The sequence below is a fragment of the Corallococcus sp. RDP092CA genome (assembly GCF_041903675.1).
Taxonomy (GTDB): domain Bacteria; phylum Myxococcota; class Myxococcia; order Myxococcales; family Myxococcaceae; genus Corallococcus.
In genome coordinates this window covers 125641-149512 of the sequence record NZ_JAYESI010000016.1, presented here as the reverse complement: position 1 = coordinate 149512, position 23872 = coordinate 125641, and the positions used below count along the sequence as shown (strand labels likewise).

16 protein-coding genes are annotated in these 23872 nt (G+C 72.2%); 10 read left to right on the top strand and 6 right to left on the bottom strand.

The window, feature by feature from the left end:
* The first annotated feature begins 54 nt into the window (after positions 1–54).
* From U8525_RS18945 to U8525_RS18925, 5 genes are all read left to right on the top strand, one after another.
* A complete protein-coding gene (locus tag U8525_RS18945; protein ID WP_374267653.1) occupies positions 55–1341 on the top strand; it encodes an NTP/NDP exchange transporter in 1287 nt (428 codons plus the stop codon).
* A complete protein-coding gene (locus tag U8525_RS18940) occupies positions 1338–2501 on the top strand; it encodes an NAD-dependent epimerase/dehydratase family protein (RefSeq protein ID WP_374267651.1) in 1164 nt (387 codons plus the stop codon). Before U8525_RS18945 ends, U8525_RS18940 begins: the two co-directional genes overlap by 4 nt.
* Before the next feature lie 173 nt (positions 2502–2674).
* Complete coding sequence (locus U8525_RS18935; protein ID WP_374267649.1) at positions 2675–3991, top strand: NAD(P)/FAD-dependent oxidoreductase; 1317 nt, start codon at positions 2675–2677, stop codon at positions 3989–3991.
* A gap of 250 nt (positions 3992–4241) precedes the next feature.
* Entirely contained in the window at positions 4242–9242 is a 5001-nt protein-coding gene (locus U8525_RS18930) for a DNA topoisomerase 3 (protein ID WP_374267647.1), read from the top strand.
* 313 nt (positions 9243–9555) lie between these two features.
* A complete protein-coding gene (locus U8525_RS18925; RefSeq protein ID WP_374267645.1) occupies positions 9556–10950 on the top strand; it encodes an MBL fold metallo-hydrolase in 1395 nt (464 codons plus the stop codon).
* A 104-nt stretch (positions 10951–11054) separates the two neighbouring features.
* Here the strand turns inward: U8525_RS18925 and U8525_RS18920 are convergent, their stop codons facing one another.
* Together U8525_RS18920 and U8525_RS18915 are read right to left on the bottom strand one after the other, a co-directional pair.
* On the bottom strand, positions 11055–11432 hold the full coding sequence (locus tag U8525_RS18920) for a DUF5335 family protein (RefSeq protein ID WP_374267643.1): 378 nt from the start codon (positions 11430–11432) through the stop codon (positions 11055–11057).
* A gap of 134 nt (positions 11433–11566) precedes the next feature.
* A complete protein-coding gene (locus tag U8525_RS18915; RefSeq protein ID WP_374267641.1) occupies positions 11567–12718 on the bottom strand; it encodes an AAA family ATPase in 1152 nt (383 codons plus the stop codon).
* Between the two features lie 211 nt (positions 12719–12929).
* Between U8525_RS18915 and treZ the strand changes: the two genes are divergently transcribed.
* From treZ to U8525_RS18895, 4 genes are all read left to right on the top strand, one after another.
* Complete coding sequence (gene treZ / locus U8525_RS18910; protein WP_374267638.1) at positions 12930–14774, top strand: malto-oligosyltrehalose trehalohydrolase; 1845 nt, start codon at positions 12930–12932, stop codon at positions 14772–14774.
* 175 nt (positions 14775–14949) lie between these two features.
* On the top strand, positions 14950–16212 hold the full coding sequence (locus U8525_RS18905; protein ID WP_374267636.1) for a discoidin domain-containing protein: 1263 nt from the start codon (positions 14950–14952) through the stop codon (positions 16210–16212).
* A gap of 153 nt (positions 16213–16365) precedes the next feature.
* A complete protein-coding gene (locus tag U8525_RS18900) occupies positions 16366–17796 on the top strand; it encodes a M20 family metallopeptidase (protein ID WP_374267634.1) in 1431 nt (476 codons plus the stop codon).
* Positions 17797–17872: 76 nt separating this feature from the next.
* Positions 17873–18292 carry a VOC family protein gene (locus U8525_RS18895; RefSeq protein ID WP_374267632.1) on the top strand — a complete coding sequence of 140 codons (420 nt, stop codon included), beginning with the start codon at positions 17873–17875 and terminating at the stop codon, positions 18290–18292.
* On the opposite strand, the gene U8525_RS18890 is transcribed toward U8525_RS18895, so the two are convergent.
* From U8525_RS18890 to U8525_RS18875, 4 genes are all read right to left on the bottom strand, one after another.
* Positions 18247–18396: a hypothetical protein gene (locus U8525_RS18890; protein WP_374267630.1), complete on the bottom strand. Its 150-nt coding sequence runs from the start codon at positions 18394–18396 to the stop codon at positions 18247–18249. The genes U8525_RS18895 and U8525_RS18890 overlap by 46 nt on opposite strands.
* Positions 18397–18498: 102 nt before the next feature.
* Positions 18499–20115, bottom strand: coding sequence for a serine/threonine protein kinase (locus U8525_RS18885; protein WP_374267628.1), 1617 nt, complete (start codon positions 20113–20115; stop codon positions 18499–18501).
* Positions 20116–20245: 130 nt separating this feature from the next.
* The gene (locus U8525_RS18880) at positions 20246–21007 is read right to left on the bottom strand and encodes an ABC transporter permease (protein ID WP_374267626.1); all 762 of its coding nucleotides are present in this window, start codon (positions 21005–21007) and stop codon (positions 20246–20248) included.
* A gap of 25 nt (positions 21008–21032) precedes the next feature.
* Positions 21033–21974 carry an ABC transporter ATP-binding protein gene (locus tag U8525_RS18875; protein WP_374267624.1) on the bottom strand — a complete coding sequence of 314 codons (942 nt, stop codon included), beginning with the start codon at positions 21972–21974 and terminating at the stop codon, positions 21033–21035.
* A gap of 185 nt (positions 21975–22159) precedes the next feature.
* Between U8525_RS18875 and ettA the strand changes: the two genes are divergently transcribed.
* Positions 22160–23839: an energy-dependent translational throttle protein EttA gene (gene ettA / locus U8525_RS18870; RefSeq protein WP_374267622.1), complete on the top strand. Its 1680-nt coding sequence runs from the start codon at positions 22160–22162 to the stop codon at positions 23837–23839.
* The last annotated feature ends 33 nt before the right edge of the window (positions 23840–23872 follow it).

Below are 23872 nucleotides of genomic sequence, written 5' to 3'. Positions count from 1 at the left end.
AGGCCGGCAGACAGGGAATAGCCTGCCGGCCGTGGCGTTGAGGGCGCCGCCATCATGCTCAAGCGCTTCGTGGACGTCCGGGACGAGGAGGTGGGGGCGGTCCTCGGGGCGTTCGTCTACTTCTTCACGCTGATGTGCGGCTACGCCATCCTGCGGCCCATCCGCAACGAGATGGGCACCGCGGGGGACGTGAAGCACCTGCCCTGGCTCTTCAGCGCCACCTTCGTGGTGATGCTGCTGGCGGTGCCGGCCTTCTCCGCGCTGGTGGCGCGCTACCCCCGGCGGGTGGTGGTGCCGCGCGTCTACCGCTTCTTCCTCCTCAACCTGCTGGGCTTCTTCGCGCTGCTCCAGTGGGGCGTGGCGAGGGAGGTCGTGGCGCGCGCCTTCTACGTCTGGCTGAGCGTCTACAACCTGTTCGTCGTCTCCATCTTCTGGAGCTTCATGGCGGACGTGTTCGCCAGCGAGCAGGGCAAGCGGCTCTTCGGCTTCATCGCCGCGGGCGGCACCACGGGGATGATCGTCGGCCCGTTCCTGGTGGGGCGGCTGGCGGAGCCGGTGGGGCCGGTGAACCTCATCCTCGTGTCCGCGGTGATGCTGGAGGTGAGCGCGCAGTGCGTGCGCCGCCTGGGCCACTGGGCGCGGGACGTGCAGCACCAGCCCGCCACGCGCGAGGGGCCGGTGGGCGGCGGGGTGCTCGCGGGCCTGCGGCTCCTGGTGACGTCGCCGTTCCTGCTCGCGCTGGGGACGCAGGTGCTGCTGTACGCGGCGACCTCCACGTTCCTGTACTACCAGGAGGTGCAGTTGGTCGCGTCGCTGGCGAAGGACGCGGCGTCGCGCACGGCGGTGTTCGCGGACATCGACTTCTGGGTGCAGGTGCTGACGCTGGGCCTCCAGACGCTCGTCACCGGGCGGGTCATCTCCCGGCTGGGGTTGGGCGTGGCGATGGCGGTGGCGCCGGTGCTCACGCTGGTGGGCTTTGGCGTGCTGGCGTTCGCGCCGGTGCTGGCGGTGCTCATCGCGGTGAAGTCGCTGCGGAGCGCGAGCCACTACGCGCTGGAGCGCCCGTCGCGAGAGATCCTCTTCACCACGGTGGACCGCGAGGCCCGCTACAAGTCCAAGAGCTTCATCGACACGGTGGTGTACCGCGGCAGCGACACGCTGAGCGCGTGGCTCCAGGGGGGGCTCACGGCGCTGGGCCTGGGGATGACGGGCCTGTCGCTGGTGGCCGTGCCCGTGGCGGCGCTGTGGCTCGCGGTGGCCCTGTACCTGGCGCGGCAGCAGCGCACGCGCGCCGCTGAACCCCTTCCGCAGACGACCCTTCCCGGAGGAACCACGGCATGAAGCTGTCCCGAAGAGGCGTGATTCAAGCAGCGGCCGCGCTCGGCGCGGTCCAGGTGTTGGGCTGTGCGGCGTCCCCCAAGGCGGGCCCTCCGGGCGGTGACGACCCGGGCGAGGCCCCGGGAAGGCCCCTGAACCTCCTCATCCTGGGCGGCACCCGGTTCCTGGGCCCGGCGCTGGTGCAGGTGGCGCAGGCGCGCGGCCACACGCTCACGCTCTTCAACCGCGGCAAGTCCAACCCCGGCCTCTTCCCGGAGGTGGAGAAGCTCCAGGGCGACCGCGACCCGGACCACGGCGAGGGCCTGAAGGCGCTGGAGGGCCGCAAGTGGGACGCGGTCATCGACACGTCCGGCTACGTGCCGCGCATCGTGAAGGCGTCCGCGGAGCTGCTCGCGCCCAACGTGGGGCAGTACGTCTTCGTCTCCAGCATCTCCGTCTACAAGGAGATGGCGAAGGCGGACCTCAACGAGGCCGACGCCGTGGCCACCATGCCGGACGAGACGAAGGAGGAGGTGGACGACCTGAGCTACGGTCCGCTCAAGGCGCTCTGCGAGCAGGCCGCGGAGGCCGCGCTGCCCGGCCGCACGCTCAACATCCGCCCCGGCCTCATCGTGGGCCCGGATGACGGCTCAGACCGCTTCACCTACTGGCCGCTGCGCGTGGCGAAGGGCGGCGAGGTGCTGGCCCCCGGCGACGGCGAGGACCCCGTGCAGCTCATCGACGCGCGCGACCTGGCCGCGTTCATCATCCGGAACGTGGAGCGCCGCACCGCGGGCATCTTCAACGTCACCGGCCCGGTCCAGCCCATGAAGATGAAGGGCATGCTGGAGACCTTGCGCGAGGCCACCGGGAGCGACGCGCGCTTCACCTGGGTGGACACCGCGTTCCTGGACCAGCAGAAGGTGGCGGCGTTCGCGGACATGCCCGCCTGGGTGCCGCGCACCGGACCGGAGCGCGGCGTCGGCAACGTGCGCATCGCCAAGGCCGTCCAGGCGGGGCTCGTCACCCGCCCGCTCGCGGACACCGCGCGCGACACGCTGGCCTGGTTCCAGGGGCTGCCGCCGGACCGCCAGGAGAAGCTGCGCTCGGGCCTGTCCGCCGAGCGCGAGAAGGAGGTGCTCGCCGCCTGGCACCAGGCGAAGGGCACCGCCAGGGCGGACTGAGCGGCGGCGTCCGGACGTGCGAGCGGAGGCCCGCGCGCGGGGGCCCGGCTGGAGGGCGGCCGGGCATCCACCCCCGGGCCGCCGGGCAGGCGAGGCGCGCGCGGCGCTGGCCGGGCGCGTCATGCGTCCTCACCTTGTCCGCCATGGAACGAGTCCGGGACAGCAGGCATCACGTGGTCATCGTGGGGGCGGGCTTCGGCGGGCTTCAGGCCGCGAAGGCCCTGGGCAAGGCGCACGACGTGCGGGTGACGGTGGTGGACCGCTACAACCACCACCTCTTCCAGCCGCTCCTCTACCAGGTGGCGACGTCGGTGCTGAACACGGCGGACATCTCCGCGCCCATCCGCGGCGTGCTGCACTCGCCCAACACGGAGGTGCTGCTGGCCGAGGCGAAGTCGGTGGACGCGCGCCGCAAGGTGCTCGTGGTGGAGGGCGGGGAGCTCCCCTACGACTCGCTGGTGCTGGCCACGGGCGCGTCGCACTCGTACTTCAAGCACCCGGAGTGGGCGCAGGTGGCGCCGGGCCTGAAGACGCTGGACGACGCGGTGCGCATCCGCGAGCGCATCCTGACGGCCTTCGAGGCCGCGGAGCGCGAGTCCGATCCGGTGCGCCAGCGCCAGTGGATGACCTTCGTCATCATCGGCGCGGGGCCCACGGGCGTGGAGCTGGCGGGGGCGCTCTCGTACATGACGCGGCACGGGCTGCGGAAGGACTTCCGGCGCATCGACACGCGCGAGTCGCGGGTCATCCTGCTGGAGGGCCTGCCGCGCGTGCTGAGCGCCTATCCGGAGGAGCTGTCCGAGCGGGCGAAGCTGGACCTGGAGGAGCTGCACGTCGACGTGCGCACCGGGGCCATGGTGACGGACCTCGACGCGGAGGGCGTTACGTTCGGCAACGAGCACATCGCCACGAAGACGGTGCTGTGGGGCGCGGGGGTGGCGGCGTCGCCGCTGGTGCGCTCGCTGGGGGTGCCGCTGGACCGCGCGGGGCGGGTGCACGTGACGCCGGTGCTCACGGCGCCGGGCCTGCCGGACGTGTATGTGATTGGCGACGTGGCGGCGGTGGAGCAGTCCGGCAAGCCCGTGCCGGGCATCGCGCCGGCGGCGATGCAGATGGGGCGGCACGTGGCGAGGACCATCCGCTGCCGCCTGTCGAACCAGCCGCTGCGCGCCTTCCGCTACCACGACAAGGGCAGCTTCGCGGTGATTGGCCGCGGCTACGCGGTGGGGATGCTCTACGACAGGTGGCGCATGAAGGGGCTGCCCGCGTGGCTCGTCTGGGCGGGCGTGCACATCACCTACCTCATCGGCTTCCGCAACCGCCTCTCCGTGATGCTGAACTGGGCCTTCACGTTCATCACCCGGGGAGGCCGGAACATGCGGCTCATCATCGGCGACGTGGCGAAGCGCATGCCCGCCCTGGCGGCGTCCCTCCAGGCGCCCACCGCGCGCCCGGCGCTGCCGGCGTCGCAGCCCGCGCAGGTGCACTGACGCCAGGAGACCTGGGACGTGGTGCGAGAGTCGCCCCGGTGCCTGCTGGCGCCGGGGCGATTTCCGTTCTGGGCCGGGCCGTCCGCGCCTCCCGTCCGCCCCGCGGCCCCCTGGGGGGCAGGCGGGCGTGACGGAGCGGGACAGGGGGCCCCTGGCCATGTCAGCCTCTCGCGATAGGGAAGGGTAGGGACGCACGACGCGGGGGGCCCGACCCCGCGGGTGGGCGGCCGGGGCGGGGTGGGGACAGGCCATGAGGTGGGACGAGATGGGCGAGTCGCCCGGATGGGACAGGACGGTGTCGCGGGACGGGAGCGTGGACGGTGGGCCGGCTCGCGGTGGGCGGGGCTCCATCCTCGCCGTGGTGGCGGAGAAGCCCGCCGTGGCGCGCGACATCGCCCGGGTGCTGGGCGCCACCGAGCGCGGTGAGGGCCTCCTGCGCGGCAACGGCTACGTCGTGACGTGGGCCATCGGCCACCTGGTGGGGCTGGCCCAGCCGCATGAGATCCGCCCGGAATGGAAGAAGTGGCACCGCTCGCAGCTGCCCATGCTGCCGGGGGACTGGCCGCTGGTGGTGTCGTCCTCCACGAAGGACCAGTTCGAGGTCGTCCGCCGCGTGATGAACGCGCCGGAGGTGTCCGCGGTGGTGTGCGCCACGGACGCGGGGCGCGAGGGCGAGCTCATCTTCCGCTACATCTACGCCGCCGCCGGGTGCCGCAAGCCGGTGCGGCGGCTGTGGGTGTCGTCGCTCACCGAGCGCGCCATCCGCGACGGCTTCCAGCACCTCAAGGACGGCAAGGAGTACGCGCCGCTGGCGGACGCCGCCATGGGGCGCAGCCGCGCGGACTGGCTCGTGGGCATGAACCTGTCGCGCCTCTACACGCTGGCCAGCGGCACCTACGGCAGCATGCTGTCCGTGGGGCGCGTGCAGACGCCCACCCTGGCCATGGTGGTGGAGCGCGAGCTGGCCATCCGCGACTTCGTGCCCCGGGACTACCTGGAGGTCGTGGCCACCTTCTCGCCGCGCGGCAGGGGCGCGCCCGTGGGGGCTCGCTACCAGGGCACGTGGTTCCGCTCCGGGCCGGATGGCAAGCCGGTGATTCCGCCGGGCCACGACTCCGTGCGCGAGGCGCGCCGGCTGGACTCGGACGGCGTGGAGGCGGGCCGCGTCATCGACCGCGTGCGCGGCGGCGGCGCGGTGGTGGAGTCGCTGGACGCGGAGACGAAGCGGCTGCCGCCGCCGCTGCTCTACGACCTGACGGAGCTCCAGCGCCACGCGAACCGCCTGTTCGGCTTCAGCGCGCAGCGCACGCTGGAGGTGGCGCAGGCGCTCTATGAGAAGCACAAGCTCCTGAGCTACCCGCGCACGGCGAGCCGGCACCTGTCGCAGACGGTGGCGGACACGCTGCCGGAGGTGGTGCATGCCATCCAGGCCCCATACCAGGAGGACCTGGCGCCGGGCACGGGCGAGCGCCCGCTGGGCAAGCGCTACGTGGACGACTCGAAGGTGACGGACCACCACGCCATCATCCCCACGCCCATGCCGGCGTCCGGCGTGCGGCTGTCTCCGGACGAGCAGCGCCTCTATGACCTGGTGTGCCGGCGGCTGCTCCAGGCGTGGCACGAGGACCACGTCTGGAAGGTGACCACGGTCATCACGGCGGTGACGTCCAGGGGGGACGCGGGGCCCGTGGTGGACCGCTTCCACAGCGCGGGCACGCAGGTGGAGAAGGTGGGCTGGAAGGTCCTGGACGTGGGGGGCGGGCAGAAGCCGCCGCGCCTCAAGGCGGAGGGCAAGAAGGGCGCGGACAAGGACAAGGAGGAGGAGCCGGACGACGAGCCGCAGGACCTGCCGCCCGGGCTCGCGCGCGGGCAGCCGCAGACGGTGGAGGACGTGGAGGCGGTGAAGAAGCGCACGCGCCCGCCGCCGCGCTTCACGGAGGCGACGCTCCTCACGGCGATGGAGTCCGCAGGCCGCACGCTGGATGAGAAGGAGCTGGTGGACGCGATGCGCGACACGGGGCTGGGCACGCCCGCCACGCGCGCCGCGACCATCGAGCTGCTGCTCGAGCGCGAGTACCTGCGCCGCGAGGGCAAGCGCCTGGTGGCCACGGAGAAGGGCATCCACCTCATCGAGGTGGTGCACCCGGACGTGAAGTCCCCCGTGATGACGGGACAGTGGGAGGCGTGGCTCCAGCGCATCGAGCGCGGCCAGGGCGCGCTGGAGGCGTTCATGAGCGGCATCGAGGCGTATGTTCGGGAGGTCGTGGGGCAGGCGCCCACGTCGCTGCCGCCCGTGCCGGTGGCCGCGGGCGGCGCGGCCCGGAGCGAGGTCGCGCCCGCGAGCGGGCGCTTCGAGGCCACCCGCCCCCATCCCGCGAAGGCGCCCACCGAGGAGCTCTTCCGGACCCGCGAGGCCGCGGGCGCCACCGTCCAGGGCGCGATCCGCTCCAACACCGCGCGCGACGAGGCGGGGGCGTCAGCGGGCTTCCGTGCCGGCGCCCCGGCTGGCGCGTCCGGCCACGCCGCGGCAGGTGACGCGCGCCATGCGGCGGGCGCAGCCGTCGGCGGTGCCCAGGGCGGCGCGGCGCACCTGGCGGAGGCGCGTCACGCGGCAGGGCCTTCTCCCGTCCACGGCGCTTACGGCGGAGCCGAGGTCCACGGCGCTCCGCGGTTCACCCCGGGCGCTTCGGCTCACGGTGCCCACGGCGGAGCCGAGGTCCACGGCGCTCCGCGGTTCACCCCGGGCGCTCTGGCTCACGGTGCCCACGGCGGAGCCGAAGTCCACGGGCCTCACGGGGACCCGGCGGGGTGGATGGGGAGCGCCTCCCGGGCCGCGCCGCCTCGCGTGCAGGACCGCCCTCCCACGATCCCCTCCGCCGAGGTGCGCTCCGCCTTCGTGCAGGCCTCCTCCGAGGGCTTCGGCCGGGCGAAGCGCCAGCCCCAGGGCGTGGCCATGGGCAACCCCCGCCCGGAGCGCGTGCATCGCGCGCCCACGCCCCCGGACAAGCTGCGCGGCCTCCTCAAGGAGGCCTTCGGCTTCTCCGACTTCCGCCCGTACCAGGAGGAGGTCTGCCGCGCGGCCACGTCCGGCGAGGACCTGCTGCTGGTGATGCCCACGGGCGCGGGCAAGTCCCTCTGCTACCAGCTTCCGGGCCTGGCCCGCGCGGGCACCACCGTCGTCGTCAGCCCGCTCATCGCGCTGATGGAGGACCAGGTGCTGCGGCTCCAGGCGCTGGGCTTCGCCGCGGACCGCATCCACTCCGGCCGCGACCGGGCCACCTCCCGTCAGGTCTGCGCCGAATACCTGGAAGGCCGCCTGGACTTCCTCTTCATCGCCCCGGAGCGCCTGGGCGTCCCCGGCTTCGTGGAGCTGCTGGCCCGCCGCACGCCCGCGCTCATCGCCATCGACGAGGCGCACTGCATCTCGCAGTGGGGCCATGACTTCCGCCCGGACTACCGCCTGCTGGGCTCGCGCCTGCCGCTGCTGCGCCCCGCCCCCGTGGTGGCGCTCACCGCCACCGCCACGCCGGACGTGCAGAAGGACATCGTCCAGCAGCTGGGCCTGCGCGGCTCGCGGGGCGGCGCCGCGCACACCTTCATCCACGGCTTCCGCCGCACCAACATCGCCATCGAGGTGCGTGAGCTCAACCCGGGGGCTCGCGGCGCCGCCATCCTGTCCCTGCTCAGGAACCCGGCGCACCGGCCCGCCATCGTCTACGCGTCCACGCGCAAGCACGCGGAGCAGTACGCGGACCTGCTCGCGCACGACTTCCACACCGCGCCGTACCACGCGGGCCTCCAGCCCCAGGAGCGCGACCGCATCCAGGCCGCCTTCCTCAAGGGCCACCTGGAGGTCATCGTGGCCACGACGGCGTTCGGCATGGGCATCGACAAGCCGGACGTGCGCACCGTCATCCACGCGGCGCTGCCGGCCAGCCTGGAGGGCTACTACCAGGAGCTGGGCCGCGCGGGGCGCGACGGCAAGGACTCGCGCGCGGTGCTGCTCCACGCCTTCGTGGACCGGCGCACCCACGAGTTCTTCCACCGCCGCGACTACCCGGACCCCTCCGTCCTGGAGCGCATCTACCAGGCCACCTCCAACGAGTTGGAGCCCAAGGCCTCCATCCAGGCCCGCGTGCGCGGCGACCCGGAGGTCTTCGACAAGGCCCTGGAGCAGCTGTGGATCCACGGCGGCGTGGAGATGACCCCGGACGAGGACGTGCGGCGCGGCCGCGCGGGCTGGGCCGTGGCGTACATCGCGCAGCGCGAGCGCAAGCAGCTCCACCTGGAGCAGATGGGCCGGTACGCGGAGGCGCATGACTGCCGCATGCGCCACCTGGTCGCGCACTTCGGCGACGTGCAGGACTCCGGCGCCGCCTGCGGCCTGTGCGACGTCTGCGCCCCCGAGTCCTGCGAGGTGGTCCGCTTCGAGGAGCCCTCCGCCCTGGAGTCGCACGCGCTGGGCCGCATCCTGGAGGCCCTCCACGCGCGCGACGGGCAGGCCACCGGGCGGCTCCACCGGGAGCTCTTCGGGGAGCAGCTCCACCGCCGCGACTTCGAGCGCCTCGTGGGCGGGCTGGTGCGCGCGGGGCTGGTGCGCCTGGACTCGGACTCGTTCGACAAGGACGGCCAGGTCATCCAGTTCCAGCGGCTGGCCCTCACGGACACCGGCCGCCGCGCCCGCGTCATCGCCCCCGGCCAGGTGGTGCTCCCCCAGGCGCGCGAGGTGCCCTCCCGGAAGCGCAAGGGCCGCACGGCCTCCGGCGGCGCGAAGCGCACGCCCCGCAAGCGCGCCGAGGCCCCGACCCGGGGGCGCGGCAAGGGCCGCGGGGGGACCGCCGACCCGTGGGCCTCGCGCCGCGCCTCCGGTGACGCGGACTTCTCCCAGCAGGCCTTCCCCGAGGACGCGCCCCCACCGGCCCGGAGCGGCTGGAAGGCGCGCGCCACGCCCGACGCGCCCCCGGGCCCCCGGGCGTCGTGGAACGCGTCCCGCAACGCGCCGCGCGAGCCGGACTTCGCGGCGCCTCCGGCGTCCCCCGCGCTGGTGGCGTCCCTCAAGGAGTGGCGCCTTACCGAGGCCCGCAAGCGCAAGGTGCCCGCCTTCCGCATCCTCACCGACCGCGTGCTGGACGCCATCGCCAGCGCCCGGCCCTCCAGCGGCGCGGAGCTGATGTCCATCCACGGCGTGGGCCCCGCGCTCACGGAGCGCTACGGCGCGCAGATCCTCTCGCTCGTGTCCCGCCGCCGCTGACGGCGGGGCCCGGGGCTCCCCGCCTCAAGAGGCCGCCCCGCCCCCTCGGGCGGGACAGCCGGCGCCCGCGTGGATCCGCTCCGGGCCGCGCATCGCCACGGCCTGCACCGCGTGGGCAGCCCCGTTCTCCGCGAGGCCGTCCCGTCCTCCGCGAACCGCCTGACAAGGGAAAGCCCTTTCCTGGGTCGCAGGCGCGGAGAGCGGCCGGCCAGGCGTGGAAGCCCCGTTCCCTCGCTTGTAGGCCCGGGTCCGGGTGCCACCTTCTCGTCCACACGCGCAATGGACGCGGCGTGAGGGCACAAGGGGGCGCGCAATGGAGCTGGGTTTCGAGACGATTGGCAACGCCACACTCATCTGCCACGACAACGGGCCGGTGCTGGTGACCGACCCCTGGACGGACGGGGACGCGTACTTCGGCAGCTGGACGCTGTCCCATGAGGTTCCCGAGGAGCAGCGTCAGTCCATCCTGGGCTGCCCCTACGTGTGGCTGTCGCACGGCCACCCGGATCACCTGAGCATGGCCTCGCTGGAGAAGCTGCGCGAGCGCACCCTGCTCGTCCCCAACCACGTGGGCGGCCGCATCCGCGACGACCTGCGCGAGGCGGGCTTCAAGGTCCAGGTGCTCCAGGACCGCGAGTGGACGCGCCTCTCCCCGCGCATCCGCGTGCTGTGCATCCCGGACGTGAACCAGGACGCGGTGCTGCTGGCGGAGGTGGGCGGCCGGCTCATCGTCAACCTCAACGACGCGGGGGACCGCGGCCAGGGCCGCTTCGTGCGCCGGGTCATCAAGGAGTACAGCGAGACGTACCTCCTGGCCCTGTCCGGCTACGGCGACGCGGACATGATGAACTTCTTCACCGAGGACGGGCGCCGCATCCTCCCGTACGCGGCGGCGAAGACGCCCGTGGGGCAGACCATCGCGCGCATGGCGGAGACGTATGGCGTGCGCTACTTCGTCCCCTTCAGCTCCATGCACAAGTACCAGCGCGCGGACAGCGTCTGGTGCTCCGAGTACACCACCACGCTGCCGGACTACGCGCGGGGCTTCTCGTCCACCACCTGCGAGATGCTCCCGGCCTTCCTGCGCCAGGACTTCACCAACGACGCCTCCGTCTCCATCAACCCGAAGGAGCGCGTCATCAGGCCGGTGGACCCCAAGGAGTACGGGGACGACTGGAGCGAGCGCCTGGAGGCGGACGAGGTGAAGCAACTGGAGCGCTACTTCCGCGCCGTCGAGCACCTGGGCACCGTGCTGGACTTCCTCCGCTTCCGCGTGGGCGGCCAGGAGCACGTCATCGAGCTCAACAAGCGCCGCTTCCACAAGGGCATCACCTTCGAGGCGCCCCGCAACTCGCTGATGACGGCCGTGAAGTACCAGGTGTTCGACGACCTGCTCATCGGCAACTTCATGAAGACCACCGTGCACGGCGGCTTCGGCAAGGGCAGCCTCTACCCGGACTTCAGCCCCTACGTGGCCAAGTACGCGGACAACGGCAAGGCCCGCACGGAGGCGGAGCTGCGCAACTACTTCAACGAGTACAAGAGCCGCGACATGGTGGGCTACCTGCGCCACCAACTGGATGCCCACTGCGTGCGCCCCCTCCAGGTGGGCTCCGCGGAGCTCCTGCGCACCCTGCTGCCCGCCGACTCCAGCGCCTTCCGCATGGCCAAGGAGACCTACTGGAAGGTGCGCCGCGCCATCCTCTAGGGACGCCCGGGACGCCCGCTGGCGCGTCACGCCCGAGGGGCAGGGGCCGGTGGGGGCGTCCTCGCTCCCGTCGGCCCCGTGCCACTTCGGACGGAGCGCGGGCGCTAGAAGCGGGCGGAGACCTCGTCGGCCTCCGTGGGGCGCTCGAAGAAGATGAGCGTCTTGCCGCCCTTCTCGCCGATCTCCAGGCACTCCAGCGCCTGCGTCTTGTCATCCAGCTCCGCGTAGACGCGGTCGGGTTCGAGGATGCGGTGGGTGACCTCCTGGCCCTCGCGACCCACGATGATCTGCACCGCGCCGGCGTCGCTCCCCTTGGTCTCCAGGGAGATGTCCACCAGGGGCAGGCGGTCGGCCAGGGGCTGGTCTCCGCTCTCCGCGTCGATGGACTCCACGCGCACCCACTGGGTGGCGTCCTTCCTGCTGATGCCGGCGAGGTAGCTCGCCCACTCCTCCCGGGGGATTTCCTGATTGATGTGTGCCATGGGTCCGCCTCCACGTGGCTGCGCGTGTGTGCCTCAACCGTAAGGCGTCGGACGCGCGGGTGAAGGACGGGCCCGGCTGAACGACGCTCCGGGGGCCTCCCGGACCGGGCCCCGGCGCGTCGTCTGCTCCCACCTCAGTCGCGCAGGGCGCGCACGGCGTCGTCCCCCAGCACCAGGCGCACCGTGGCGGCCTGCCCGTGGCCGAAGTGCTCGTAGGCGGCCTGCTCCAGCACGGGGGCCAGGGCGGTGCGCAGGCCCCGGGCGCCCGTCTCGCGCTTGAGGGCGCGGGCGACGACCCACTCCCGCACGGCGGGCTCCACGGCGAGCTCCAGCCCCTCGTGGGCGAACTCGCGCTCCCAGGCGCGCAGCACGTTGTGCTGGAGGATGTCCCCCAGCGTGGCCGCGTCCAGCGGGCTGAAGGACACCAGCCGGTTGAAGCGGCCGATGAGCTCCGGGATGAAGCCGTAGCGGGAGAAGGCGGTGGTGTTCTCCAGGTGCTCGTCCGTGATGCGCGCGGCGACGGACTCCAGGTCCCGCTGGCCGCCCCTGCCGGGCTCGCGGCCGAAGCCCACGCGCTCCACGTGGGCCAGGGTCTCCGCCGTGCCCCGGAAGCCGCTGAACGCGCCACAGGCGATGAAGGTGATGCAGCCCATGTCCAGGGACTCGGCGCGGATGCGGCTGGTGAAGCCGAAGTCCGGCGGGAAGGTGGCCTGCGGCGCGGACAGCAGGTGCAGCAGGCTGCGCTGCACGCCGAAGCCGCTCACGTCCTTGGTCGTCTGCTGGCCGGAGAAGCGGCTGTCGGAGCGGCTGGTGGCGAGCTTGTCGAACTCGTCCATGCAGATGACGCCGCAGGACGCCCACGCCGCGTCGCGCTCCGCGGCCTCGTAGAGCCGGGACAGGAGGGTGCTGACGTCGTCGCCCACGTAGCCCGTCTCGGAGAACTGGGTGGCGTCCGCGAGCACGGTGGGCACGCCCAGGATCTCACGGAACAGGAGCTCCACGAGGAACGTCTTGCCGGAGCCGGTGGGGCCCAGGAAGAGGGCGTTCTCGCGCGTGCCGGGCTCCGGCTCCAGCCCCTCCAGGTACAGCCGGCGGATGCGGCGCAGGTGCCGGTAGGCGAGCACGGAGGCCGCGCGGCGGGCCTCGGGCTGGCCCCGGTAGCCCAGGTCGCCCAGGCGCTCGTCGATGTCCCTGGGCGACAGCACCTCCAGCGCGGCCACGCGCTCCTCGATGGGCGGGCCTTCGGGGAGGGCGGAGGGCAGGTCGACGCCGGAACGGGGAGACATCGCGGGGGGACTCCAGGCGGGGGCGGGCGCGGCGGCCCATCATCCGGGACGTGCCCGGCCGCCACAAGCCATCCCCCGTGGCGGCGGGCGGGCGTCCCTCCGTCCGCCGGTCCGCAGTCATGGACCACCAGAGGTCGGCCCGTGAACAGCCGCGGCGCGCGGGCCCGGACGGCGCTCCCCCTGGGCCGCGTCCGCGCGTTAGGGACACGACATGGCTCAATCGACTGAAGCGCGGTCCCTGTCGCCCCGGCTGGGCGCGTGGGTGGAGGGGTCCTCGGTGCGCTGGCGCGTCTGGGCGCCCGGCCACGAGGGCGTGGACGTGGTCCTGTACGACGCGGAGGACCGCGTCCTGCGGAGGGTGCCGCTCCAACCGGAGGCGGACGGCTGCTTCGGCGGCGCGCTGCCGGGCCTGGGCGAGGGCGCGCGCTACAAGCTCAGCGTGGACGGCGCGGAGCCGCTCCCCGACCCGTGGTCCCGCTCGCAGCCCAGGGGCGTGCACGGCCCCTCCGAGGTGGTGGGCGCCGACCACGGGTGGACGGACGCGCCCTGGAAGGGGCCGGATCCGCGCGCCCTGGTCATCTACGAAGTGCACGTGGGCACCGCCACGCCGGAGGGCACCTTCGAGGCGCTCATCCCGAAGCTCGCCCACCTGCGCGAGCTGGGCGTCAACACGCTGGAGCTCTTGCCCGTGGCCAGCTTCCCGGGCGCGCGCAACTGGGGCTACGACGGCGTGGACCTCTTCGCGCCGCAGGCCACGTATGGCGGCCCGCGGGGGCTGCGCAAGCTCATCGACGCGGCGCACGCGCACGGGCTCGCGGTGCTCATCGACGCCGTCTACAACCACTTCGGACCGGACGGGAACTACCTGCGCGCGTACTCGCCGCACTACTTCACCGGCAAGCACCACACGCCCTGGGGCGACGCGGTGAACTACGACAGCGAGGGCAGCCGCTTCGTGCGCTCGCTGGTGCTCGCCAACGTGGAGATGTGGATCCGCGACTACCACGCGGACGGCCTGCGCCTGGACGCGGCGCACGCCCTGGTGGACGACGGCCAGCCGCACCTGCTGGCGGAGATCGTCGCGCGCGCCCACGCGTCCGCCCCCGGCCGCCGCGTGGTCGTCATCGCGGAGGACGAGCGCAACGACCGGCGGCTCCTCACGCCCGCGTCGGAGGGCGGCTACGGCCTGGACGCCGTCTGGGCGGATGACCTGCACCACCAGCTGCGGCGCGCCTTCGCGGGCGACCACGAGGGCTACTACCAGGACTACACGGGCAGCGCGGAGGACCTGGCCGCGACGCTGCGGCAGGGCTGGTTCTACACGGGCCAGCAGTCCAGGAGCCTGGGCCGCGCGCGCGGCACGGACCCGAAGGGGCTGGCGCCCTGGCGCTTCGTCCACTGCATCCAGAACCACGACCAGGTGGGCAACCGGCCCTTCGGCAACCGCCTGTCGGAGGACGTGTCCCCGGCCGCCTACCGCGCCATGAGCACGCTCCTGCTCCTGTCGCCCTTCACGCCGCTGCTCTTCATGGGCCAGGAGTGGAACGCGCGCACGCCGTTCCTCTACTTCACGGACCACCACGCGGAGCTGGGCAGGCTCGTCACGGAGGGGCGCCGCAGGGAGTTCGCCGGCTTCTCGCGCTTCAAGGGCGAGCAGGTGCCCGACCCGCAGGCCCGCGACACCTTCACCCGCTCCACGCTGGACTGGGGCGAGCTGGACGGCGCGGAGGCCGCGGGCGTGCACACGCTCTACAAGGAGCTGCTGCGCCTGCGCGCCACGGAGCCCGTGCTCACCAGCCGCGAGGGCACGCACGACGCCCGGGCGCTGGGCCCGGACGCGTTCGTGCTGGAGCGCCGCGCGGAGGGGGACACGCTGCTCGTCTTCGTGAACCTGCGGGGCTCGCTGGTGCACACGCTGCCTTCGCACGCGAGCGCGGGCATCGTCGCGTGGAGCGAGACCCCGCGCTTCGGCGGCGCCGTGGAGGCGTCCCCGCTCACCGGCAACGTCGTGCGGCTGGAGGGCCCCTCCGCGGCGGTGGTGCGGCTGCGCGAGTAGTCATTCCAGACGGCGAGTCCCGAACTCGCACGTAAAGACAGACGCCATTTCACGCGCGGCCCGTCACCCCGGAAGCGGAGGTGGCGGGCCGTCGCCTTTCGCCGCCCGTGAAACATGCAACGACAGGGAATGCCCTCGGGGACGGGCCGGTACACGCCCGCCAGGAGGAAGCACCGTGTCTCCATCCCATCCATCGCCGTGGAAGCGTCACGTCACCACCGCGAGCGTGCTCGTGTTGCTCGGGTCCGCCACGCCGGCGCTCGCCGCGTCGGGCTTCACCGCCGTCACCGCCAGCGGAGATGACGGCAACAAGCCGTCCGCCACCCTCGACGGCAACCTCTCCACGCGCTGGTCCAGCGACGGCGTGGGGCAGTGGCTCCGGGGCGACCTGGGCGGCGTGAAGTCGCTGTCCGCGGTGGACATCGCCTGGCACCGGGGCGACGAGCGGACCAACACGTTCGTCCTGGCCACGTCCACGGACGGCGCCACCTGGTCCACGGCCGTGTCCACGAGGTCGTCCGGCGCCACCGCCAGCTTCGAGCGCTACCGCTTCCCCCCGCGCAACGCGCGCTACGTGCGCGTCACCGTCAACGGCAACTCCGTCAACACCTGGGCCAGCATCGCGGAGTGGGCCGCCATCACCGGCGCCGCCGCGCCCACGGCGGGCCAGGACCGCTTCGGCGTCACCATGCTCTACCCCACGAAGTCCGGGGGCGAGTCGTGGACCCTGGCGGACAACGCGCTGGCGGACGCGCGCTTCGACCCGCAGGACCCCCTCACCCGCAACAGCGACGGCTCCTGGAAGATGAAGGACAAGCAGGTGCGGATGAGCGTCTTCACGTCCACGGGCTACGACGAGCGGAGGATCCCCACCTACGACCGGGACGTGCTCGCGAGCCGCGGCTACATGCAGGCGCCCAACGACTGGCGGAACATCGAGATGACCGGCTTCGTGAAGGTCAACGCGGTGGCCGACGTGAAGGACAACTTCGCCTGGTACGCGCGCGGCGGGAAGCACAACGACGACCACTCCGGCTGCGAGGGCAGCGGCTACAAGGCCGGCCTGCACTACGACGGCCGCGCCCGCTGGGAGAAGGAGACCTGGCACGTCTCCTACGAGCAGACGCCCTACGTCACCGCCACCTCCGCCCTCAAGGGCCGCTGGGTGGGCTTCAAGGCCGTCATGCGCAACGTCACCGTCAACAGCCAGCTCGCCGTGAAGCTGGAGCTGTACGTCAACGAGAACGCGGACAAGGTGACGTGGAAGAAGGTCTACGACTCCACGGACGCCGGCAGGTGGGGCGGGGACGCCCAGCACTGCGGCGGCGCCGTGCCCGCCGCGCCCATCACGTGGGGAGGCCCCATCGCGGTGTTCCGCTGGGACAACGCCACGGACGTGGACTTCAAGTGGCTGAGCGTCCGGGAGATCCAGCCCTGAACCCCGCGTGAAGCCGGACCCGCACGCGGCCTGACGCAGGACGGCAGGCCGCGCGCCGGGCTGCCGGGGAGGCCCTGCGCGGGGGCGCGCCGCGCTCGGCAGGCGGGGCTTTCCATCGACAGGGGGCGCCGGGGTGGGCAGCATGGCGCCGCCATGAACGTCGACCAAGCCCTCGCCTCGTCCGAGCGCATCTGGGAGCAGGAGATCCTCCCGGCGCTGGAGCGCTACATCCGCATCCCCAACAAGTCGCCTGCCTTCGACCCGGACTGGGTGAAGTCCGGCCACATGGAGCAGGCCGTCCAGCTCATCTCGGACTGGTGCCGCGCGCAGGCCACGCACCTGCCGGGGCTGACGGTGGAGGTGGTGCGGCTGAAGACGGCGGACGGCAAGGACCGCACGCCGGTCATCTACATGGAGGTGCCGGGCACGCGCGGCGACGACACCGTGCTCTTGTACGGCCACCTGGACAAGCAGCCGGAGATGACCGGCTGGCGCGAGGGCCTCACGCCGTGGACCCCCGTGCGCGAGGGCGACAAGCTCTTCGGCCGCGGCGGCGCGGATGACGGCTACTCCGCGTTCGCGTCGCTGTCCGCGCTGCGGCTGCTCAAGGAGCAGGGCGTGCCGCACGCCCGCTGCGCCATCGTCATCGAGGCGTGCGAGGAGAGCGGCAGCTACGACCTGCCCGCGTACATCGAGGCGCTGGCGCCGCGCATCGGCAAGCCGTCGCTGGTGGTGTGCCTGGACTCGGGCTGCGCGAACTACGAGCAGCTGTGGATGACCACCAGCCTGCGCGGCATGGTGGCCGGCAACCTGCGCGTGGACATCCTCACGGAGGGCGTGCACTCCGGCGACGCGACGGGCGTGGTGGCGTCTTCCATGCGCATCATGCGGATGCTCCTGTCGCGCGTGGAGGACGAGGCCACGGGCCACATCAAGGTGCAGGCCCTGCACACGGAGATTCCCGAGGGCCGGCGCCAGCAGGCGAAGGCCGCCGCGGAGACGATGGGCGACGAGCTCTACACGAAGTTCCCCTGGGTGGAGGGGGCGCGCCCGGTGACGACGGACGGCGCGGAGCTGGTGCTCAACCGCACCTGGCGTCCGGCGCTGGCGCTGACGGGCGTGGAGGGCGTGCCGGGGCTCGCGAGCGCGGGCAACGTGCTGCGCCCCTACACCACGTGGAAGCTGTCCATGCGCATCCCGCCGCGCGTGGACCCCAAGGTGGCCGCGAAGGCGCTGAAGGAGACGCTGGAGAAGGATCCGCCGTACGGCGCGAAGGTGTCGTTCGAGGGCGACAAGGCGTCGGTGGGCTGGGACGCGCCGCCGCTCGCGGGCTGGCTGTCGAGCGCGGTGGAGTCCGCGTCCAGGGCGTGCTTCGGCAAGCCGGCCATGGCCATGGGCGAGGGCGGCACCATCCCGTTCATGGGCATGCTGGGCGAGCGCTTCCCGGAGGCGCAGTTCCTCATCACGGGCCTCCTGGGGCCGGGCAGCAACGCGCACGGGCCCAATGAGTTCCTGCACATCCCCACGGGCAAGAAGCTGACCGCCGCGGTGGCGAGCGTCGTCGCGGACCACTTCAAGCGGTAGTGCCTCACCGGAGGGACGGGGCCGCGGGCGCCCCGTCCTTCTTCCGAGCCCACGCCCCCGACCTCCGGAGCAACCCATGCCGAGCAAGCCCCGTCGCGCGGGCCACGTCCGCGCGCAGCCCCTCATCGCGGTGCGCGACGTCGAAGCGAGCAGTCGGTGGTACCAGGCGGTGCTCGGCTGCGAGAGCGGGCACGGCGGCGCCGAGTACGAGATGCTGCTGAACAACGGCGAGCTCGTGCTCCAGTTGCACGCGTGGGACCTGGACGAGCACACGAACCTGATGGGGCCGGACGCGGCGCCGAAGGGCCACGGCGTGCTGCTGTGGTTCGAGACCACGGACTTCGACGCCTGCGTGGAGGCGGCGCGGGCGCTGAAGGTGGAGTGGGTGGAGGAGCCGCACGTGAACCCGAACTCGCGCCGCTGGGAGCTCTGGGTGAAGGACCCGGACGGCTACGTCGTCGTGGTGGCGGCGGAGTCGCGCGCGCGGCGCTCCTGACCCAGCTCCCGCCCGAGGAACAGCGCGCCCGGGATGGGGTTGACCACGTAGGGGTCGATGGGCCGGAACCCCAGCGACGTGTAGAGGCCGATGGCCGCGCGCATGGTGGACGCGGGGGAACACGGCAGCCCCGCGCCGGTGTGGCTCGCGCGGGGGGGGCTGCCGGGCCCGCGCACATGCGTCCGTCAGGCCCGCGGCGCGGCGCCTCAGCGCCCTGTCTTGATTCCCAGCGACGAGCTGGACGGCGGCTTCTTGGGCTGGGGCGTGGGCCGCGCCGCCCGCTTCTGGAGCGCCACCACCACCGCGGGCGCATCCGCCGCGGACACCTGCCGCGTCACCGGCTCATAGCCGTTGAGCGCGAGCGTCACCGCCACCGACGGCTCCCCGGGCACCAGCGGCAGCGCCACCGGCGTGAGGCCGCGCTCCTCGCCCGCCACCTGCACCGTGGCGCCGGGCGGCTCGCTCGTCACCGTCAGGTGCACCGGCTGGGGCGCGGTGTTCCGCGGCGGCGCCTCCGGCGTCGTGGGCGTCTCCGGCGCGCGGTCCCGCGCCTCCTCCGGCGGAGGCCGCGTGGCCACGACCGGGGGCGGCGTCGCCGTCTCGGTGCCGTCGCGCATCAGCACCACCGCCGCGCCACCCGCCACCAGCGCCACGCCGCCCACCACGTAGGGCAGCCATGCGCGGCGCTTCGGCGGCTCCGGCACCAGCGCCGCGGTGTTCCGCGTCTTCTCCGGCTCCACGCGCGTGGGCGGACGGGACGGCGGCCCCACCAGCTTCGACGCGCGCGACGCGGCCTGCCCTCGCGCACCCGACGTGGGCATCCCGTCCCGCGAGGAGTTGGACTGCGCGTCCAGGTCCACGTCCTCGGCCAGCTGGTCCAGCTTCGCGGGGTCCGCCTCCGCGGCGATGCGCTCCGCGTACAGCGCCCGCAGGTACGCGGCCAGGTGCGCGCTGCTGGACGGCAGCCGCAGGTTGAGCGCCCAGTCCTCCAGCGCCAGCCGGAACGCGGCGCAGTCCGCGTAGCGGCCCTCCGGCGTGGGCGCCAGCGCCTTGAGCACCACCTCATCCAGGCCCGGCGGCAGCCGGGGGTTGAGCTGCGACGGCGGCGGCACCTGGCAGTCGCGCACCAGCCGCAGCGTCATCAGGTCCGTGTCGCCCTTGAAGAGGCGCTTGCCCGTGAGCAGCTCCCACATCACCACGCCCAGCGCGAACTGGTCGCTCCGGCCGTCCACCGCCATCCCGTTGGCCTGCTCCGGCGACATGTACGGGTACTTGCCCTTGAGCACCCCCGTCGCCGTCTGCTGCCCGCTGGTGGCCGCCTTCGCCACGCCGAAGTCGATGACCTTCACGCCCCCGTCGAACCCGACGAGCACGTTCTGCGGCGACACGTCCCGGTGCACCAGCTTCAGCGGCTGGCCGTGCCCGTCGCGCGCGCTGTGCGCGTAGGACAGCCCCGCCGCCGCGTCCGCGATGATGCGCACCACCAGTCCCACCGGCAGCGGCCGCTCCTGCTTGCGCGCGAAGCGGTCCAGGCGCCGCACGTCCTCGCCCTGCACGTACTCCATGGCCAGGCAGTGCCGGCCCTCGATCTCCGTGAGGTCCAGGATGGTGATGAGGTTCGGGTGGGAGAGCCGCGCCACCAGCCGCGCCTCCTCCAGGAACATGTCCAGGAACTCTTCGTCCTCGGCGAGGTGGGGCAAGATGAGCTTGAGGACGACAAGTCGCTCGAAGCCCGTCCCGTGCTCCCGGGCGAGGAACACCTGTCCCATTCCGCCCGACGCGATTTTTCGAAGCAGCTCGTATTTCCCGAAGACCACCGCCATGGGTGTCCGGGAGGATACCTCTCTTTCTCACCGGGCGGGAAACAGCCGACTTCCAAAAAGACAGAGCTTCTGTCCGCCGGGGAGGGGCCCGCCTTCCTACCCGTGGAGGCGGCAGGCGGGCTCCTGACGTCTAGGCCTTCATCTTGTACCCGGAGCGAAGGACCGCGTACGTGAGGGCGGTGGCGACGGCGGCGGTGAGGGCGAGGATGGCGCCGCCCACGAGCGGCGAGAACAGGCTGCTGCCGAGCATGCCGTAGCGCAGCCCCTCCACCATGTAGACCATGGGGTTGAAGAGGCTGACGTGGTTCCACGGCGAGGGCAGCTCGCGCACCGAGTAGAAGACGCCGCCCAGGAACGTGAGCGGCAGCATGACGAAGGTGGGGAAGAAGTTGATCTGCTCGAACTTCTCCGCCCACACGGCGGCGAGCATGCCCAGCACGCTGAACACGTAGCTGGCGAGCAGGAGGAAGTAGAGAGTGGCCAGCGGGTGCACCAGGCTGAAGCCGGAGAACACCGCCGCGACCATCCAGGTGAGCAGGCCCACCACCAGGCCGCGCACCATGGCGCCGCCGATGAAGCCCACCATCAGCTCGCCGGGCCCCAGCGGCGCCACCAGCAGGTCCACCACCGTGCCCTGAATCTTGGTGATGAACAGCGACGAGGAGCTGTTGAGGAACGCGTTGTTGGCGATGCCCAGGAACACGAGGCCCGGCACGATGAAGTGCAGGTACGGGTGGCCCTCCACCTCGTGGATGCGGCCGGAGATCGAGTAGCCGAAGACGATGAAGTACAGCGTGGTGCTGATGAGGGGCGACAGGACGGTCTGGCCCGGCACGCGCATGAAGCGCCGGACCTCCTTCGCGAACAGCGTCTGCATCCCGAGGACGTTCATGGGGTGTTCTTGAGGAGCGGTGGGTTCAGGCGGCCTGCGAGGGGCGGCCGCGGAGGATCTCGATGAGCACGTCTTCCAGGCGCGAGCGGCGCGTCTCCACCTCCGCGATGGGCAGCCCGTCCGCGTAGAGCGAGCGGAGCAGCTCACCCGAGGGCGCGCAGTTGTCGCGCTCCACGTAGGTGAGCGTGCGGCCGTCGGCGGAGAGGTTCGCGGCGAAGCGCGCGCCCGCGGCGGGCATGGCGGCCTGGGGTTCGGAGAAGGTGACGACGAGGCGCTTCTCGCCGAAGCGGCGCAGGAGCGCGGCCTTGTCCTCGGTCATGAGGAGGCGGCCCTCGTTGATGATGCCCACGCGGTCCGCCAGCTCCTCCGCCTCCTCCAGGTAGTGGGTGGTGAGGACGATGGTGGTGCCCTCGCTGGCGATCTTCTTCACGTAGGTCCACAGGTCGCGGCGCAGCTCCACGTCCACGCCGGCGGTGGGCTCGTCCAGGAACACGAGCCTGGGCTTGTGCACCAGCGCCTTGGCGATGAGGAGCCGGCGCTTCATGCCGCCGGACAGGGCGCGCGTGAGCGAGTCCTTCTTGGCCTGGAGGTTCAAGGCGGTGAGGACCTCATCGACGCGCGCGTCGTCGCGGGGCTGGCCGTAGTAGCCCTGCTGGATGCGCAGGGACTCCGCGACGGAGAAGAACGGGTCGAAGTTGATCTCCTGCGGGACGAGGCCGACCTGGTAGCGGGGCCCGTTGGGGTCCTGGTCCAGGTCCTTGCCGAAGACCTTCACGGTGCCGGCGGACTTCTTCACCAGGCCGCACACACTGCCGATGAGGGTCGTCTTGCCGGCGCCGTTGGGGCCCAGGAGGGCGAAGATTTCACCGGGGCGGATGGTGAGGTCCACGGCGTGGAGGGCGGTGAACTTTCCGTAGGCCTTGGAGAGGCCCTTCAGCTCCAGGGCGGGGGTCGTGGGCTCGGACATGGGGCGCTTCCTCTAACACCTTCGACCCGCGTTCGCTGGTCAGCGAGCAGGCGTTTTCGCTCCCGGCCGCGTGACGCGCCCCGTCCAGCCGGACACGGCGCCCATGCAGGCGCCTTGAGCCGGATGGGGCTCCCTGCTATCCGCTGGCCCCGCTCACGTCTTTTCGCGAATCCCAGGAGGCCGCCATGGCCCAGAATTTCATCTTCACGATGCAGGACCTGCGCAAGGTCAAGAACGGCAAGGACATCCTCAAGGGCATCTACCTGTCCTTCTTCCCGGGCGCGAAGATTGGCGTGATTGGCCCCAACGGCTCCGGCAAGTCCACGCTCCTGCGCATCATGGCGGGGGTGGACACGGAGTTCTTCGGCATCGCGAAGCCGGACCCCACGGTGAAGGTGGGCTACCTGGCGCAGGAGCCGCAGCTCGACGCGAAGCTGGACGTGAAGGGGAACGTGGAGCTGGGCCTGAAGGAGATCCGTCAGGCGCTGGACCGCTTCAATGAGGTGAGCGCGAAGTTCGCGGAGCCCATGGACGACGCGCAGATGGAGAAGCTGCTCGCCGAGCAGGCGAAGCTCCAGGACTTCATCGACTCCACGAACGGCTGGGAGCTGGACCGCACGCTGGAGATGGCGATGGACGCCCTGCGGCTGCCGCCGGGGGACGCGGACGTGACGAAGCTGTCCGGCGGTGAGAAGCGCCGCGTGGCGCTCTGCCGCATCCTCCTGGAGAAGCCGGACCTGCTGCTGCTGGACGAGCCCACCAACCACCTGGACGCGGAGAGCGTGGCGTGGCTGGAGCAGGCGCTGAAGGCGTACACGGGGACCATCGTGTGCATCACGCACGACCGGTACTTCCTGGACAACGTGGCGGAGTGGATCCTGGAGCTGGACCGCGGCGAGGGGGTGCCCTGGAAGGGGAACTACTCCAGCTGGCTGGACCAGAAGCAGAAGCGGCTGGAGCTGGAGGAGAAGTCGGAGAGCCACCGCCAGAAGACGCTCAAGCGCGAGCTGGAGTGGGTGCGGGCGTCTCCGAAGGCGCGTCAGGCGAAGAGCAAGGCGCGCATCGCGGCGTACGAGGACCTGCTCAACCAGTCGCAGGAGAAGCGCGACCCGACGGGCGAGGTGCTGATCCCGCCTGGGCCGAAGCTGGGCGGCCTGGTGGTGGAGGCGAAGGGGCTGCGCAAGGCGTATGGGGACCGGCTGCTCATCGACGACCTGAACTTCAAGCTGCCGCCGGGCGGCATCGTGGGCGTGATTGGCCCGAACGGCGCGGGCAAGACGACGCTGTTCCGGATGATGACGGGGGCGGAGAAGCCGGACGCGGGCGAGCTGCGGATTGGCGAGACGGTGGTGATGGCGTACGTGGACCAGAGCCGCGACGCGCTGAACGGCGACCAGACGGTGTTCCAGGAGGTGAGCGGCGGGTTGGACCACCTGGACCTGGGCAAGGCGGGGCAGGTGCCCAGCCGCGCGTACCTGGCGGGGTTCGCGTTCAAGGGGCAGGACCAGCAGAAGCGGGTGAAGGACCTGTCGGGCGGCGAGCGCAACCGGGTGCACCTGGCGAAGATGCTCAAGAGCGGCGGCAACCTGCTCCTGCTGGACGAGCCCACGAACGACCTGGACGTGGAGACGCTGCGGAGCCTGGAGGACGCGCTCTTGAGCTTCGCGGGCTGCGCGGTGGTCATCAGCCACGACCGCTGGTTCCTGGACCGCATCGCCACGCACATCCTGGCGTTCGAGGGGGACAGCAAGGCGTTCTTCTTCGAGGGCAACTTCGAGGACTACGAAGCGGACAAGAAGAAGCGCCTGGGCCCGGACGCGCTGGAGCCGCACCGGATCCGGTACCGCCCGCTGACGAAGAGCTGAGGGACCGCCGTGCTGCCGGGCTCCGCCCCGTGA